The following is a 13,371-nucleotide window of genomic DNA, read 5'->3' on the forward strand; positions in this document are numbered from 1 at the left end:
GCCCGGGAACGCAAGCGCCCCCCACGCACCTGCCAGAGCCGACCTACCCTTGCTGCCTTCCGGCCCTGGGGGAGTTCAGTCAGATAGCACCGCGTGAGGGGCTGCGCCCAGCGTACCCGATCCGAGCCCCGCCCCGGCCATCCCCACCGACCTGCACCCTTTGCCGGACCCCCGCCCGGAATCGTGTGCGCGAGCACCCTCTCCGGTCATGTAATGTTCTCCACGGAGGATTCGCCTAGAGGCCTAGGGCGCACGCTTGGAAAGCGTGTTGGGGGCAACCCCTCACGAGTTCGAATCTCGTATCCTCCGCCATTGCTCTCACCGGGCAATTCGTTGAAGGGCCCCACCGTTCGCGGTGGGGCCCTTCGACGTTCCTCAGGCGCCGTTGTCCTGGTTTTTGTCCACAGGCTGTGACTCCAGCGGCCCCCAGATGGCACCGGCGATCTTTCGGGCGACGTCCTTCAGCATGGCGTCCGGCACATGGAGGTACCGCGCACGCATGCTCGCGGAGGTTCCCGGCTCCCAGCCCATGATCTGGTCGATGACGCGGTCCGGCACGCCGAGGATCATCAGCACCGTGGCGGCCGTGTGCCGGGCGTCATGGAGTCGGGCGTCACGAACCCCCGCGTCATCCAGTAGCCGCTTCCAGTCGTGATAGTCCGTGTTCGGGCTCAGCGGACCACCGAGCGGCTTGGTGAACACGTACTCCGACTCGACCCACAGGTCGCCAGCCCTCTTGCGCTCCCTCTCCTGGGTCTCAGCGTGCGCGCGGAGCATGGTCACCAAGGGGCCCGGCAGGGGCACAGCGCGCCGCCCCGCCCGGGACTTGGTGTTCTTCGTCTCGCGCCGTACCTGCACCCTGTCGGGGCAGTACCCCGCCTTCCTGCCGCACGAGGAGGACTCCGAGCACCCATGCTCGTACTTGGGGCGCAGACGGTTGCGACGCAGCTTGAGGTACTCGTTGCCCAGGTCCACATCAGACCAGCGCAGCCCGAGCGTCTCGCCCTGACGCAGTCCGAGCGCCAACGCCAACATCCAGCGGGCCGTGTTCCTCCGCTTGTTGGCCGCGATCAGCAGGCGCTGCACCTCCTCCACCGAGTAGGGCTCGACCTCGGACTCGTCCTCCTCCATGCGCGGCGACTTGGCCAGCGCGGCGGCGTTCTTCGCCGCGTAGCCGCGCCGTACGGCCTCGCCCAGCGCGGTGCGGGCCGTGCGGTGGGCCTGGTGGGCCGTGCCGGCCTTGCGCGCGCCGTTCGCCTGCATGCGGCGGTACAGGCTCTCCAGGTGTTCGGGCTGCAAGCGGTCGAGCCGGTGCTTGCCCACCCCAGGCACAAGGTGGACCCGGACGGCGACCTCGTAGCCGTCATAGGTGTTCTCGCTGACGGTCGGTTTGGCGATGTTCTCGACCCAGTGCGTCAACCACTTCTCGACCGTCCACGGCTTGCCGGGCTGACGTGCCGAGCCTTCGTCTCGCTGCTTCTCAAGTCGCCGAACCTCCTCCACCAAGTCTTCGCGCGTCTTGCGCGTCAGGTGGCGGCGGTACGGCTCCCCGTTGTCCTTGTAGCCCATCGGAACGCGGGCATGCCAACGGCCGTCCTGCCCGAAGTAGATGGCCGACTCGCCGTTGGCGCGGCGGGTGCGCTTCTTGTCTTGCACGGAGATCCTTTCAGGCGGCAACGGTCTTGTTGGCCGCGCGCAGTCGGTTCACGTACTCGGGGATCGCGGCGACGGGGACACGACGGAGCCGGCCGATGGGGACCGACTCCAGCTCCCCCGAGCCGATGAGGCGGAAGCAGAGGGTGCGCCCGATCCGGAGCCGTCGGGCGGCCTCCTCGACCGTGAGCAGCGCCAGCGTGGGGTCCTCGTGTGCGTCCAGTTCTCGGTGATCCATCCGGTGCACTCCTCATGAGCGAGAGCGGGCGGTCTGTGACGTCTCGGCGGCCGCACCTGTCCGAGGTCGGGATTTCTGCGTCATTGCGTCATCAGCGTCATTCGTGTCCCTGACCTGCGGGTTTGGATGACGCAGGGGGTTGCGGGCTGCGTCATTGGTGACGCAGCCGTGCGTCATGGCGTGACGCAGATGACGCAGGATGACGCAGAGATTTGGCTCTGCGTCACTGTTGTTGGTGCAGGTCAGGAGCCGTTTTAGGGCCGGTAGTGACGCAGGTGACGCAGAGCTTCCTACTTAGGAAAAAGAGAGGGTGGTGTCTGTTGTTGTGCGCGCCTTAGAGCGTGAAGAAGGAGCCGCAGAGCGGCACGCCTTTGGAGCGGCGGCGAGCCGCCGAAGAACAAGAGGAGCACCACCGCGCCGGGGGGCGGGGCCGTGCTCCTCTTGCCTGTGCGGCGGCCCGGACGGGGCGGGGCTAGAACATCTCGCCCTGCTCGCTCGGCGACGGCGGCGCGGAGCGGGTCATCTCGATGTAGCGGGCAGCGCCGGTGCGGCCCCAGTCGACGAGTACGCCCCGGGCGGCGAGGACGGGCTGGATGCGCTTGAGGCGGTCGGAGAGGACCTTGCCGGTGGTCGGCCACCCCTTCGGCAGGGGACGGCATTCCTCGCCGGTGTAGAGCTGGGTCAGGCAGTGCAGCCACTCCGACGACGCCATGCGGATCTCCGCGCCGGGGTCGATGCCGGCGGCGTGCTTCAGGACGGTCTGGGCGAGCAGGTCGCCCTCGATGACGTCGTCGTTGAGGTCGTCCAGGCTCGCCCGGTAGCCGCCCAGCGCGCCGAAGCCGGTGGCGGCGTCGAGCTGCGCGCACAGGTGGGCGAAGTCGGCCATCCGCAGGTCGGTCGGGATGTCCGCCTCGGTCGCACGGACCTTGACGGTGAGGTCGAGCAGTGAGCCGAGGATGACCGGCAGGATCGGCTCGAACTCGGCCCACAGCTCGGCCTCGGTCCTCCTCACCTTGGGCCGTTCCAGTCGGAGGGGGAGGAGGCGTTCGGCGAGGTCGGGACGGATGACGCCGACGTCGATGCCGGTCAGCAGCAGGGGCTTGCGGTAGCGGGAGCGCACGACGTCTCCGTCGGTGAACAGGGCCCGCTTCACGTTCTCGGCGCCGGTGACGATGCAGCACATGGCGTCCGACATGTCCGGCGTCAGGTGGGAGAGGTTGTCGAGCGCGGTGACCCACCCGGCAGCCACGGCCGCCGTCAGGTTCTCCTCGTCCTTCGGAGCGCGTCGCAGGTCGGCGCTCATCCCCTCGATGATCCGCAGGAGCATCCGCGCACCGGTGGACTTGCCCGCGCCCTGGGGGCCGGTGAGGAACGGCGCGGGGACCGGCACGGACGGCCCCAGGCAGCCGATCAGCCAGGCGATGACCATGCTCTCGACCTCGGCGCTGGCGAAGTTGCACAGCCGCATCAGCAGGTCGATGCCCTTGCCGTCCGTGTCCTTGACCGGCAGGGGCAGTTCCCCGGTGAGCTGGGTGCGGCGCCAGCACACCTCCTGCGGGTCGGGGGTGAGAATGTCCCAGCCCGTGGGGTGAATGCGGACGGACAGGCCGTCGTTGCGGCCCAGGTCGAGCCAGGTCGCCCCGTCGAATCCGGGGGCGACGCGGATGTGGACGGGCTGCACCTGCTCGCTCATGGCCAGTGCCTCGATCAAGTCCAATGCCTCCTTGAGGGCCGTTCCGTTGAACACGCCGTAGCCGTCCTTGAACAGGCCCACGATGAGTTCCTGACGGTGGCTGCCCGTCGTTCCCTGGGAGCGGATCGGGCGGGCGACGGGGTGGCCGTTGCGCTGGGCGTAGACGGTGCCGTCGGCAGTGCGGAAGTACCGGAAGTGCTCCTGCGCGTAATTGGAGATGACTTCGCGGGCCGGGTTCTTCTCGTCCTCGGACATGTCACATCCCCAGGGCGGTGAGGGCGTTGGACCAGGCGTCCGTGCAGTGCCGCGGGGACTCGCCCTTGGCCTGCGCGGCGGTGAACAGGCGGCCGATGTGCGCCTCGGTAAGGCACCCGCACCGGCCATGGGCGGCGAGCACCGCCAGGAACGTCCGATACACCGTCGAATGGACCGCGCTGGCGGCATCGGTGATCCGCTGCTCCGCCATGGCGATCCCGCGCTCCAGGTAGGCGGGCGAGCGGTGACGGCACTCCCCACCCCCGGCGGGCGCGGGCACCGTCACGGCCCGGGGCGCCGGCCGAACGACGGCGGGCTGCTTCTCGGCGAGCGCGCGCACTACGTCGGGCAGCTCGGTCATGATGCCGGTGCCGGGCCCGAGCCACCGGGCGTAGGACATCGTGGACTTGATGTCGACACCGGCGCGGACGCCGTTCACGGAGCGCATGGTGCCGGAGTAGATCCAGTGCTCGCCGCGCGTCGTCGCCACGGTGCGGGTCAGGGGCAGGGTCGCGCGGGCCCAGGCGACGGCGGCGTCGTCGTCCAGGTCGACCACGGTGACGCCGGCGCCGCCGGGGTGGTAGCCGACGACGCCGGCGTCGCGCCATGCGGTCGCCCACATGGGCGAGGTGAGGACGTTCGGGTCGGTGGTGGCGGCGGCCCAGGCGTGGCACGGACGCGGGCAGGAGCAGGGGCCGGGGGTCTTCATGTTCGGCCGTCCGCCGCACGCGTTGTCCGCGCAGGTGCGGCAGTTGCCCACGGGGCCCTTCCCGGCGCGCAGGGGCAGGACCGGCAGGCCCGTGGTCGCCAGTTGCAGCGCGAGGGCGAGGTGGCCGGTCCGGGCTTCTCGCCGGATCGGGGTGGCATGGGTCATGCTGGGTATCTCCAGTTCTCGATGCTGGATGTGAGGGCGGCCCCGGCTTTGGCGAGACGGGGGCCGCCCTTCGTGCTGTCACGCGGCGAACAGGCCGCGCTGCCCCGGCTCGATGTCGACATCGACGACAGCGGGGCGGGGGCCGGTGGTGACCGGGGTCAAGACGGTCACGCGCTGGTCGGTGGTGGGGCCGTCGTTGTGGAAGCGCCAGGTGCCGACGTCGTGCTGAGGCCGGTCGGGGGCGGGTCGGGTGTAGCGGCGCGCCTCGCCCGGGTGGGAGGCGTTCCACTCCTCGGCACACACCTTGTGGACGGCCTCACCGCCGTGGGACCGCATGGGGGTCGGCCTGCCGCACAGGCAGCAGGGCCGGTCCCGGGTGTGGTCGAAGTGCCGGGCGTCGCCCCAATCGAGCAGGGGACCCATGACGAGTCAGAGGCTCTGGACGGTCTGGATGAGGGACTCGGTGAGCTGGTTGATGGGGCGGGCGGCGCCGGTGGAGGCGAGGAAGAAGCCGAACCCGACGGCGATGAACGCGGCGCCGGGGCCGAGGGTGCGCGAGCGCAGGAGGAAGAACAGGACGAGTCCGAACAGGGCGACGAGCGAGAGGCTGATGGCCACGGGAAGGGGTCTCCGTTCGACAGCGTGGAGGGGTCAGGGAGGGAGGCAGGGACGGCCCGGAGGGGGGCTCCCGGAGGGGGTTTCAGGGCCCTGAGCTGGGGTGCCTCCCCGCCTCCCTGGAGGGGTGTTTGCGCTGATCAGAGCCAGGGAGGCGGGTCAGGGAGGCGTTCAGGGAGTTCTCCCTGCCTCCCGGCCGTCTCCCTGTCACTGGGAGGCGGCGTCCGGGGTCTCGGTGGCCCGCTGGGCGAGGGCGTCGGCGACCTTGAGGCCGTCGACGTGCATGCGTCCGTCTGTCTTGCGCGGCGGGGCGCCGGCGTCTTCGAGGACCGTGCGGAGGTCGGAGAACGTCCACTCGCGGTACTCGCCCGGGTTGAGCGCGGCGAGCCGGCGCAGGACTTCCTGGGTGAGCATCTTCGGGGCGTCGCCGAGGACAGCGGCGATGTCCGTGAGCGCGTCCGCAGCGGTCTCGGAGGGTTCGACGGCGGTCAGGGTGGTGACGCCGTCGCGCAGGTTCTTGGCGCGCTGGGCCACGGCCTTGGCCGCGTCGTCGTCGATGAAGTGGGTGCGGACGGTGATGGACGGCTGCCCGGCCGGGATCTTGATGCCGTCCGAGGCGACGACGACGGTGCCCTTGTCGAGTCCCTGGCGGAGCAGGTGCGGTGCGGCGCCGCCGTCGATGGCCTTGTCGCCCAGTGCCATGCGGGCCTGTGACTCGGTGCCCAGGACGAGCGAGGCCCGGGTGTGGGCGCCCTCGCGGACCAGCTTGGGGAGGTTCTGGTCGGTCGGGTCCTGCGTGCCCTCCCACAGCAGCACGTCCACGGCCCGGCCCTGGTTGTGAATCTTGCGGACGGCCATGAAGTACCGGGACGTAGCCTTCGACCCGCCGTACGGGCGTCCGTCCTCACCTTTCGCCGGGCACATGAACGCGACCTGCGCCTCATCCACGATGCCGATCAGCGGGTCGAACTTCGTGCCGGGCGGCGCCTGGATCCGGCGCTCCATCTCCCCGACCAGGCCTTCGACCATCTCGGTGGCGTCGATGACGTGCTCGTCCGTCGGGCCCTGGATCAGGACGGTGGCGATGCCGTCGAACATGCCCCAGTCGCCCACGCCCTTGAGGTCGGCGATCCGGAACTCCACCCGACGGTCCAGAGCCAGCCACAGGGCGAGCGCGCGCAGGGACGCGGTCTTGCCCTGGTTCGACAGGCCCGTGATGAGCATGTGCCGCTGGTAGAGGCTGATCGTGGCGGCGTCGCCGCGCAGGTCCTGGCCCCAGGGGGCGCGGCCCTTGGCGTAGTCGGCGGTCATCGTCTCGTCGGTGACCAGCGGCGACGGGCCGATGGGCTCGTCCAGCGCGCCGGAGTCCGCGATCCACAGCCGCACCGTGCGAGCGGCCTCGGGGATGGTGATGAAGACTTCGTGCTCGTGGCGGGCGAGGTTCTCCGCGAGCTTCTTGCGCCGGTTCTGCACCTCCTCCGTGGAGACGCCGGAGGGGAGGCTGACGTCGACTTCCACGCCGCATCCGGCGATGCGGATCGGGCCGAGCATCGCGGCGCCGGCGTCGCCCATCTCCTTGATTGCGTTACGGAGGGGGGCGATGCCGAGGTCGCGCAGGGCCGTGACCACGATGGACGGGGTGATGGGCGCTCCGGCGTCGTCCGAGCGCTTGCCCTGGGGCAGGGCCCACTGCGGGGCGGTGGCCCGCTGGCGTCCGACCGCCCACAGGCCCGCGAGCGCGAGCCACGGCCCGATCGCGACGAGCGGCCCCCACACCATCTGCACGATGACGACGAGCAGCCGGATCAGCTCGACCAGCGCCATCAGCGGCGTGAACACGTCGGACGGGTCCTTGGTGGCGATCGCGAGGGCGACGCCGATCGCGATAAGGCCGCCTATCCCGGTGGCCGTGCCGATCGCCGCGCTCTTCGCGGCGTGCTGCGGGGCGGTGATCAGGTCCATGCGCCGCTTGTGCCGCTGCTCGCGGAAGCGGTGCAGCCGTTCCTCCCACTCGCCGGCCGCCTCGTAGTTCCCCGCGGCTTCCGCCGCCCGCAGCAACCGCTCGTAGCGGGCGCCGGTGCGGCCGTCCCACGCCCGGCGGGTCACCACGCGGGTGCCGCCGATCAGGTAGGAGCCGTGGCGGACGGTCAGGCGGGCCGCCTGCCGGGTCCGCTCGTGCTTGACCGCACCGGTGACGGCGCGGCGGGTACGGAGGAACACCCGTGCCGGACGCGGCTTGGCCGACGGCTCGGGGGCGGCCGTGAGCGGCTCGGCGGGGGCGGTGGGGTCTTGGGTGGGCGGTTCCTTGAACAGGGGGACCACGTTGTCGGTCATGCTGGGCGTCTCCTGCTGCTCGAAAGGGCGTGGGATGGGCCCGGGGCGGTCGGGATGCTTGCCGGCTGTCGGCCGCCCCGGGGCACAGCTACCTGCGTTTGAGCGTGAGCTTCACGGGGCCGCAGGGCTGGTAGCCGGCGGCCTGCACGGACTCGATGACGCCCTGCCGGGCATCGGCCTCGCTGTGGGAGTGGACGAGGCTGCTGTGCTTGCCCAGGCGGCCCTTGCTGTCGGTCGCGTAGAGGGTGAATTTCCAGGTCGACCGGCGGGCGCTCACTTCGCGGCCCTCTTGCGCGCCTTGTCGATGACGCGCTCGACCTTCCTCTCCAGGTCGCCCTGGTAGACGGTCTCGCCCGCGATACCGCGCTTGCACATGCGGGCGACGTACCAGGCGACCTGCGCCTTCTCTCCGGCGTTCAGCTTCGGGGTGTCGGCCATGACTACTTCTCCTCGCTGCTCTGGGTCTGGGCGGCGGCCTCGGTGGTGGCGGCGGCCTGCGCGAGTCGGGCCCACACGGCGGCCTCCTCGATCGCGGTGGCACTGGGGTGCCCGCCGTACATGGCGTTGCGCAGCAGGCTCTCGGCCCGCTCGCGGTACTCGTGGCTGGTCACAGGGGTTTCCCTCCCGGGCCGGGGCTGTCCCGACTCCCCACCCACCCCCGGCCCGCGTGGGGCCGAGGGTGGGCAGGCAGGCGTCAGACCCGGGTCATCAGCGGCCGGGCGTGACCTTCCGCAGCTCGTGGGCGTGGCACAGGACCGGGGCGATCAGCCAGCTGATCCGGTTCACCGTCCACCGCCCCGCCGTGAGCGGGCCCGGGGGGACCTCGTCGAGGATCCGCCCGGTGCGGCCGATGGCCCTCGGGTCGTCCTCGCACGCGACGATCAGCACCTTGTCTCCGGCGTTGAACATGTCACTTCCCCTTCCGAGACCGACGGGTCTTGGCGAGGGTCTTGGCGGCGGCCTTGCCGTCCGGGCCGCCGATCGACTTCACGACGCTCACGACGCCCCAGGACAGGACGGCGGCCAGGAACGCGAGCAGGGCCAGGTTCGCGGCGATCGCGGTCAGCGCGCCGACCAGCAGCGGGCCGAAGTAGACCCCGGCGGCGACCGTGCCGGCGCCGATCCCGGAGCCGAGCGCGATCCGCTGGACGGTGCGGTCCGGCGGCGCCTGGTGGATGTGCTGGTGGACCACCTGCGGCACCGGGGCGGGCTGGATCGGGGTGGGGAGGTGGTCGGCGTAGGTGTAGGTGCCGTCCGGGAGCTGCACGACCCGGACGGGGTCGGGGAGGTGGTTCACGGAGGTCACGTCCTCTCGTGGCCGCTCAGGCGGCGGAGATGTCGGGATAGGCGCAGGGGGAGCACATGCCGAGCGTGGGCGGGATGCGGTACCCGGCGTCCCGCCCGCATTCAGGGCAGAGCTGCCGGGCCGCGTTCGCCTTGGCCAGGGCCGCCCGCTTGGCCGGGGTCATCGGCCGTACGGGCTTGGCCCGGTCGATCCGGTAGAGGAACGCGATCAGCGGTTCGCGCTGGCGGCAGGGGCGTTCGAGCTGGGCGGCGACGTCCTGACCGCCGGGCCTCAGCCCGAGCGCGCGGAGCTGCCGGAACGTCGCCAGTCCTTCCGGCGCGCGGCGCCAGGGGTAGACGGGGATCGTGCTCATGGGGCGGTGGCGGTGGTGGTGGTGACGCGTCGCCAAGCGGCCCGGAGCCGGGTCTCGCTCGCGCTGTGGCCGGCGGCCCGGAAGCGGAGCGAGAGTTCGCGGTAGGACAGGGGCGGTGTCTGGCTGGTGTGGAGATCGGTGACGATGCGGTCGAGTTCGTCATCGCTCAGGGCGGGCGCGTCCAGGGCGGGGACGGGTTCGTAGGGGCCCCAGACGGGGAGTTCCCATCGGGGCTGTGCCCCGGGTGTGACCCGGTCCGTCACGCAGGTCAGAGCCCGTGCGGTGCCCTCGCCCTGCCTGGCCGCCTCCAGCGTCGACCACGCCCCGGAGAGCTGCTCGGCGGTCCTGGCCTGCACCCGTGCGACGCGTGACCCGGCCTCCGTCACGGCCGTCAGCCGGGTCTCCTCCGTGCCCGCCTGCGCCCTCAGCCGGGCCCGTGCCACGGCCGCCTCGTCCCGTGCCTCCTGCTGGATGCCCCGGATCGCATCCAGAGCGACCGGGGTGAGCGCGGTCCGCTCCCACAGCCCGTGCACGAGCCACAGTGCCTTGGCCGCGAGCGGGAGCCAGGACACCGCGAGCCAGGCGCCCGTGGACTCCTCGCCGAGCGCGTGGGCGACCAGGACGCCGGTCGCGGCCAGTCCGAACGCCCACCCGACCACCGTGACGGGAGTGGAGTGGTCGCCCTGGGCGGCGAGCCGCCGTTCGTAGGCGAGGGTGGCCAGCCATCCGCCGTCGAGCCCGAGCCCGACGACCAGGGCGATCTGCCAGGGCATCGAGCCGCCGAGCCACATCACGACCACGGCCAGGGTGAGGACCATGGACACGACCGTCATGGCGACCGCCGGGGCGACGGTCGAGAGCTGCTTCTTCATCCCGCCACCGCCCGGTGCCGGAGCGGGTTGGCCGGGCGGGTCACCGCTCCTCACCCGCCTCGGCGAACTCCTCGTAGCGGTCGGCGCGGTGCAGGAGGCGGTCGACGGCGATCACGCCGAATCCGGCGATGGCACCCACGAGGGTGACGTCCTGGTTGTCGATGACCTGGCCCCAGGCCTCGACGGTGACGCACAGGGCCAGCAGGAGCCAGTAGGCGATGGTGTTCACGCGGCACCGCCCGCCTGCGCCAGGCCGGCGCGGTTGGTCAGGTCGCGGCGCTCATCCAGGACCCGGTTGCGGGCCCGGCGGATCCGCCGCTCGTCCAGCGCGGTGGCCGGACGGTCCAGCATCCAGATCTCCACGTCGAGCAGGTCGATCTCCGCCAGGATCAGCGGCATCTCCCGATCGATCGCGTCCAGCTCTCCGTCCGACGGCTCACCGTCGAACGGGGTGGCCGTAACAGCGGCCTGAAGTGCAGCGATGGACTTCATTGGGTGTGTTCCTCTCATACAGGAACGGCCCGAACAGAGCCCCCGGTGTTCCCGCACCGGGGGCTCACGCCGTTTGGAACCATCCGGCTCCCCTCAACCCCGCCCGTACGAGACGGGCAGAGGAGGCAACCGGCCGCAGCCCACCGATAGGTGGAGGCGGAGGGGCTGAGCTGCGCTGTTCCGTACGCGAAGGCAGGATCCACGTACGCCGCCCGCTTTTTTGCTGGAGGGGGGCGGATTCCTCAAAGCACGCTGTTGAGTTCTCAAGGGGCTGTCGCTTCCATCGAGCCGTTTCACGGGCTCTCCGGGCGCCGGGAGCAGCCCAAAGAAGGGCCTCCCCGCTCGCCTGGCGATCGAGCTAGCCACCAGGCGGGTACGTCCCTAAGGTTCCCTAGGGTTCCCTGTGGTGTCAAGCGGTAAGCTAGGGAACCTCAGGGATGTCACGACAGGGAGCGAGCGACATGGCAGGCCAGGCCGACAATCGGGCGCCCTACGCGAGGATTGCTGCTCACTACGCTGAACTGATCGCTACTGGTCAGCTTCAGCCGGGAACCCTCATGCCGAGCATCAAGAACCTCTCGGAGGAGTGGAAGGTAAGCACGGCCACAGTCGAGAAAGCCCTGCGCAAGCTGCGCAACGACGGACTCATTCGCGGCATCCACGGCATCGGTACCGAGGTTCTGGATCAACCCGCTCCCATGTCCTCCGGCTCTCAGCGACAGGACCGGGGACGCCGCACAGGGTCCAGCTGGGGCGACGGAGAACGCTCCGACTCGCACCAGGCCGCAGTGGTGCCGGCGCCCGCCGATGTGGCGCAAGCCCTGGACATTCAGCCTGGCTCCGAAGTGGTGCGCCGCAGCCGTGTCTATCGAGACCGCCACGGCATCGTCGCGCACAGCACATCATGGATCCCCGCTCGCTACGCTCAGCTGATCCCGCAGCTGGCGACGAGTGAGCGCCTAACAGGGGGAACCTCGCTCCAGCTCATCGCAGAGGCGACGGGACATCCGATCAGCCATCGCGTCGACACGGCTTCCGCATCCCTCCTGACTCCGGAGTACGCGCGCCTCCTGGAGTTGGATTCCGACGACGCGCCTTCGGACCCGGTGGTCGTCATGACCGCGAAGTTCGTGGACAGCGAGGGCATCGTCGTGGAGTACGGCGTAGACCTTGGTGGTCCTGGACGGACGTGGCGGACGGAATCAGAGGTAGTCGCGTGAGCGGCGCGGACTACGCGCAGGCGATCCCCGCACCACCTCGCCGGCCGTTCTGTGTCTTCATGGTCGGGCTCCCCGGATCCGGCAAGACCACCCTGTCCCGCATCCTCACCGATCGGGGATTCGTGCGCCTATGCCCGGACGAGGAGATGTTCCGCCGGCACGGGGTCTACGGAGTGGACTTCCCGAGAGGTCTCTTTCCGACCCTGGAGCGCCCGGTCCTGGAGGATGTGGCCACCGAACTCAGGGAGCACCTGAAGGCCGGGCACGACGTCGTGGTCGACCATGGCTTCTGGACCCCAGAGGACAGGGCGAAGTGGCGGTCGATCGCCACTGCCGTCGGAGCAACCCCCCTTCTCGTCTACCTCGCGGCGAGTCATGACGAGTTGTGGGAGCGGATCAGCAAGCGCAACGAGTTCCATGCGGATGACCCGAACGCGATCTACTTCTCGGAAAGCGACCTTCAGCGGTACCGCACCCGGTTCTTCCCCCCTACGGCTGAGGAGTCGCACGTGCTGTATGACGGCGATCCCGCGCCTGTGATCGAGGCCCTGAAGGGTTCGCGCTAATGCTGCCGATGGTCCGACACATCGTCAACTCACAGTTGTGCATACCAACCGGCGAAGCCTCGGCGGCGACGCGTGTAAGGCAAGGCATGTACGCAGGGACCGAGGCAGGCACTGCAGCCGTGGTGGTGCAGCAAAGCTGCCCGACCGATGTGAGACCCGCCCCGTCGGGCGGCCCCGTTGCGCGAACTTGAGCAGAGGTTGCACCGTTCTGCCCTCGCAGAATGCCGCGCTCTTTTAGCCTTTAGATCCATCGGGCCACGGGGTGCCGGGACAGATCAGGGGGCCGCTGTGAATGCGGAGATCATGGAAGTGATGGAGCAGGCGGGGCCGTATCTGACGGCGGCCGTGAGCGCGTACGGGACGGCCGTACTGGTGCGAGCCCAGGACGCGGCTCTGGATGCCGCAGTGGAGGGGACCGCCGGTGTGGGCCGGCGGATTCTCGCCCTGGTGTGGCGTCGCCGCGACGGGGAGGAGCGTGCGGCGCTGGAAGCGGCGGTACAGGAGGCCGCCGAGGAGCCGGAAGACGCGGATGCCGCCGCGGCGCTGCGCCAGCAGATCAAGCGGGCTTTGCGGGAGGACGCTGAGCTCATGCGTGAGTTGGCGGCGCTATTGCCGGAGCGGGGCGGCGTGACAGTGAACGTGTCGGGGACGCGGGCGATCGGAGCCCAGCGCATCGGTATCGCCGCGACCGGTGACCACGCCACGATTCACCCGCCGCAGTCGTGAGCGTGCCGGCCCCGAGGGAGTCGGCGCGGGTGAATGTGTCGGGTGACCGGCCGATCGGGGCCGAGTCAGTCCAGGTCGCGCTCAGCGGAGACCATGCCCAGGTGACAGTGCTGCCGGAGCAGGCTGCCCACTGGGCGCGAACCGTTGAGGTGCCGACGGGGGCTGGGTTCCTTCC

Annotated in this window: 19 protein-coding genes, 1 tRNA gene and 1 other RNA gene; 4 read left to right on the forward strand and 17 right to left on the reverse strand. The window is 70.4% G+C overall.

Annotated features, from left to right (window positions below):
* Nucleotides 1–7 precede the first annotated feature (7 nt).
* Nucleotides 8–106, reverse strand: an RNA gene (gene ffs, locus AC07AW_RS35335) — signal recognition particle sRNA small type.
* A gap of 118 nt (nt 107–224) precedes the next feature.
* On the opposite strand from ffs, the gene AC07AW_RS35340 reads away from it, so the two are divergent.
* Nucleotides 225–312, forward strand: a tRNA-Ser gene (locus AC07AW_RS35340).
* A gap of 63 nt (nt 313–375) precedes the next feature.
* Here AC07AW_RS35340 and AC07AW_RS35345 read toward each other — a convergent pair.
* The 16 genes from AC07AW_RS35345 to AC07AW_RS35420 form a co-directional block, all read right to left on the reverse strand.
* Entirely contained in the window at nt 376–1,656 is a 1,281-nt protein-coding gene (locus tag AC07AW_RS35345) for a tyrosine-type recombinase/integrase (RefSeq protein ID WP_469954699.1), read from the reverse strand.
* A gap of 10 nt (nt 1,657–1,666) precedes the next feature.
* A complete protein-coding gene (locus AC07AW_RS35350; protein ID WP_469954697.1) occupies nt 1,667–1,891 on the reverse strand; it encodes an excisionase family DNA-binding protein in 225 nt (74 codons plus the stop codon).
* A 472-nt stretch (nt 1,892–2,363) separates the two neighbouring features.
* On the reverse strand, nt 2,364–3,839 hold the full coding sequence (locus tag AC07AW_RS35355; protein WP_478819563.1) for an ATP-binding protein: 1,476 nt from the start codon (nt 3,837–3,839) through the stop codon (nt 2,364–2,366).
* A 1-nt stretch (nt 3,840) separates the two neighbouring features.
* Nucleotides 3,841–4,713: a bifunctional DNA primase/polymerase gene (locus AC07AW_RS35360; RefSeq protein ID WP_478819564.1), complete on the reverse strand. Its 873-nt coding sequence runs from the start codon at nt 4,711–4,713 to the stop codon at nt 3,841–3,843.
* Nucleotides 4,714–4,791: 78 nt separating this feature from the next.
* Nucleotides 4,792–5,136, reverse strand: a complete 345-nt coding sequence (locus AC07AW_RS35365) for a hypothetical protein (protein WP_478819565.1) — start codon at nt 5,134–5,136, stop codon at nt 4,792–4,794.
* Nucleotides 5,137–5,142: 6 nt separating this feature from the next.
* A complete protein-coding gene (locus AC07AW_RS35370; protein ID WP_478819566.1) occupies nt 5,143–5,331 on the reverse strand; it encodes a hypothetical protein in 189 nt (62 codons plus the stop codon).
* A gap of 204 nt (nt 5,332–5,535) precedes the next feature.
* Nucleotides 5,536–7,662, reverse strand: coding sequence for an FtsK/SpoIIIE domain-containing protein (locus AC07AW_RS35375; protein WP_478819567.1), 2,127 nt, complete (start codon nt 7,660–7,662; stop codon nt 5,536–5,538).
* 88 nt (nt 7,663–7,750) lie between these two features.
* Nucleotides 7,751–7,939, reverse strand: coding sequence for a hypothetical protein (locus AC07AW_RS35380; RefSeq protein WP_478819568.1), 189 nt, complete (start codon nt 7,937–7,939; stop codon nt 7,751–7,753).
* The gene (locus AC07AW_RS35385) at nt 7,936–8,100 is read right to left on the reverse strand and encodes a DUF6257 family protein (RefSeq protein ID WP_478819569.1); all 165 of its coding nucleotides are present in this window, start codon (nt 8,098–8,100) and stop codon (nt 7,936–7,938) included. Before AC07AW_RS35385 ends, AC07AW_RS35380 begins: the two co-directional genes overlap by 4 nt.
* Nucleotides 8,101–8,102: 2 nt before the next feature.
* On the reverse strand, nt 8,103–8,273 hold the full coding sequence (locus tag AC07AW_RS35390; protein ID WP_478819570.1) for a hypothetical protein: 171 nt from the start codon (nt 8,271–8,273) through the stop codon (nt 8,103–8,105).
* A 97-nt stretch (nt 8,274–8,370) separates the two neighbouring features.
* The gene (locus AC07AW_RS35395; RefSeq protein ID WP_478819571.1) at nt 8,371–8,571 is read right to left on the reverse strand and encodes a hypothetical protein; all 201 of its coding nucleotides are present in this window, start codon (nt 8,569–8,571) and stop codon (nt 8,371–8,373) included.
* 1 nt (nt 8,572) lies between these two features.
* On the reverse strand, nt 8,573–8,959 hold the full coding sequence (locus tag AC07AW_RS35400; RefSeq protein WP_478819672.1) for a DUF6251 family protein: 387 nt from the start codon (nt 8,957–8,959) through the stop codon (nt 8,573–8,575).
* 25 nt (nt 8,960–8,984) lie between these two features.
* On the reverse strand, nt 8,985–9,320 hold the full coding sequence (locus AC07AW_RS35405) for an RRQRL motif-containing zinc-binding protein (protein WP_478819572.1): 336 nt from the start codon (nt 9,318–9,320) through the stop codon (nt 8,985–8,987).
* Nucleotides 9,317–10,192, reverse strand: a complete 876-nt coding sequence (locus tag AC07AW_RS35410) for a protein spdB (protein WP_478819573.1) — start codon at nt 10,190–10,192, stop codon at nt 9,317–9,319. Before AC07AW_RS35410 ends, AC07AW_RS35405 begins: the two co-directional genes overlap by 4 nt.
* A 40-nt stretch (nt 10,193–10,232) precedes the next feature.
* Complete coding sequence (locus AC07AW_RS35415) at nt 10,233–10,421, reverse strand: hypothetical protein (protein ID WP_478819574.1); 189 nt, start codon at nt 10,419–10,421, stop codon at nt 10,233–10,235.
* The gene (locus AC07AW_RS35420) at nt 10,418–10,684 is read right to left on the reverse strand and encodes a DUF6284 family protein (RefSeq protein ID WP_478819575.1); all 267 of its coding nucleotides are present in this window, start codon (nt 10,682–10,684) and stop codon (nt 10,418–10,420) included. The genes AC07AW_RS35415 and AC07AW_RS35420 overlap by 4 nt, the downstream gene beginning before the upstream one ends.
* A gap of 461 nt (nt 10,685–11,145) precedes the next feature.
* On the opposite strand from AC07AW_RS35420, the gene AC07AW_RS35425 reads away from it, so the two are divergent.
* The 3 genes from AC07AW_RS35425 to AC07AW_RS35435 all read left to right on the forward strand — a co-directional run bounded on the left by AC07AW_RS35425 (nt 11,146) and on the right by AC07AW_RS35435 (nt 13,196).
* Nucleotides 11,146–11,904 (forward strand): GntR family transcriptional regulator, encoded by a 759-nt coding sequence (locus tag AC07AW_RS35425; protein ID WP_478819576.1) that lies wholly within the window; start codon nt 11,146–11,148, stop codon nt 11,902–11,904.
* Complete coding sequence (locus AC07AW_RS35430) at nt 11,901–12,470, forward strand: P-loop nucleotide/nucleoside kinase family protein (RefSeq protein ID WP_478819577.1); 570 nt, start codon at nt 11,901–11,903, stop codon at nt 12,468–12,470. Before AC07AW_RS35425 ends, AC07AW_RS35430 begins: the two co-directional genes overlap by 4 nt.
* A gap of 288 nt (nt 12,471–12,758) precedes the next feature.
* A complete protein-coding gene (locus tag AC07AW_RS35435) occupies nt 12,759–13,196 on the forward strand; it encodes a hypothetical protein (protein WP_478819578.1) in 438 nt (145 codons plus the stop codon).
* The last annotated feature ends 175 nt before the right edge of the window (nt 13,197–13,371 follow it).

The sequence above is a fragment of the Streptomyces sp. NPDC044003 genome, from assembly GCF_056435185.1.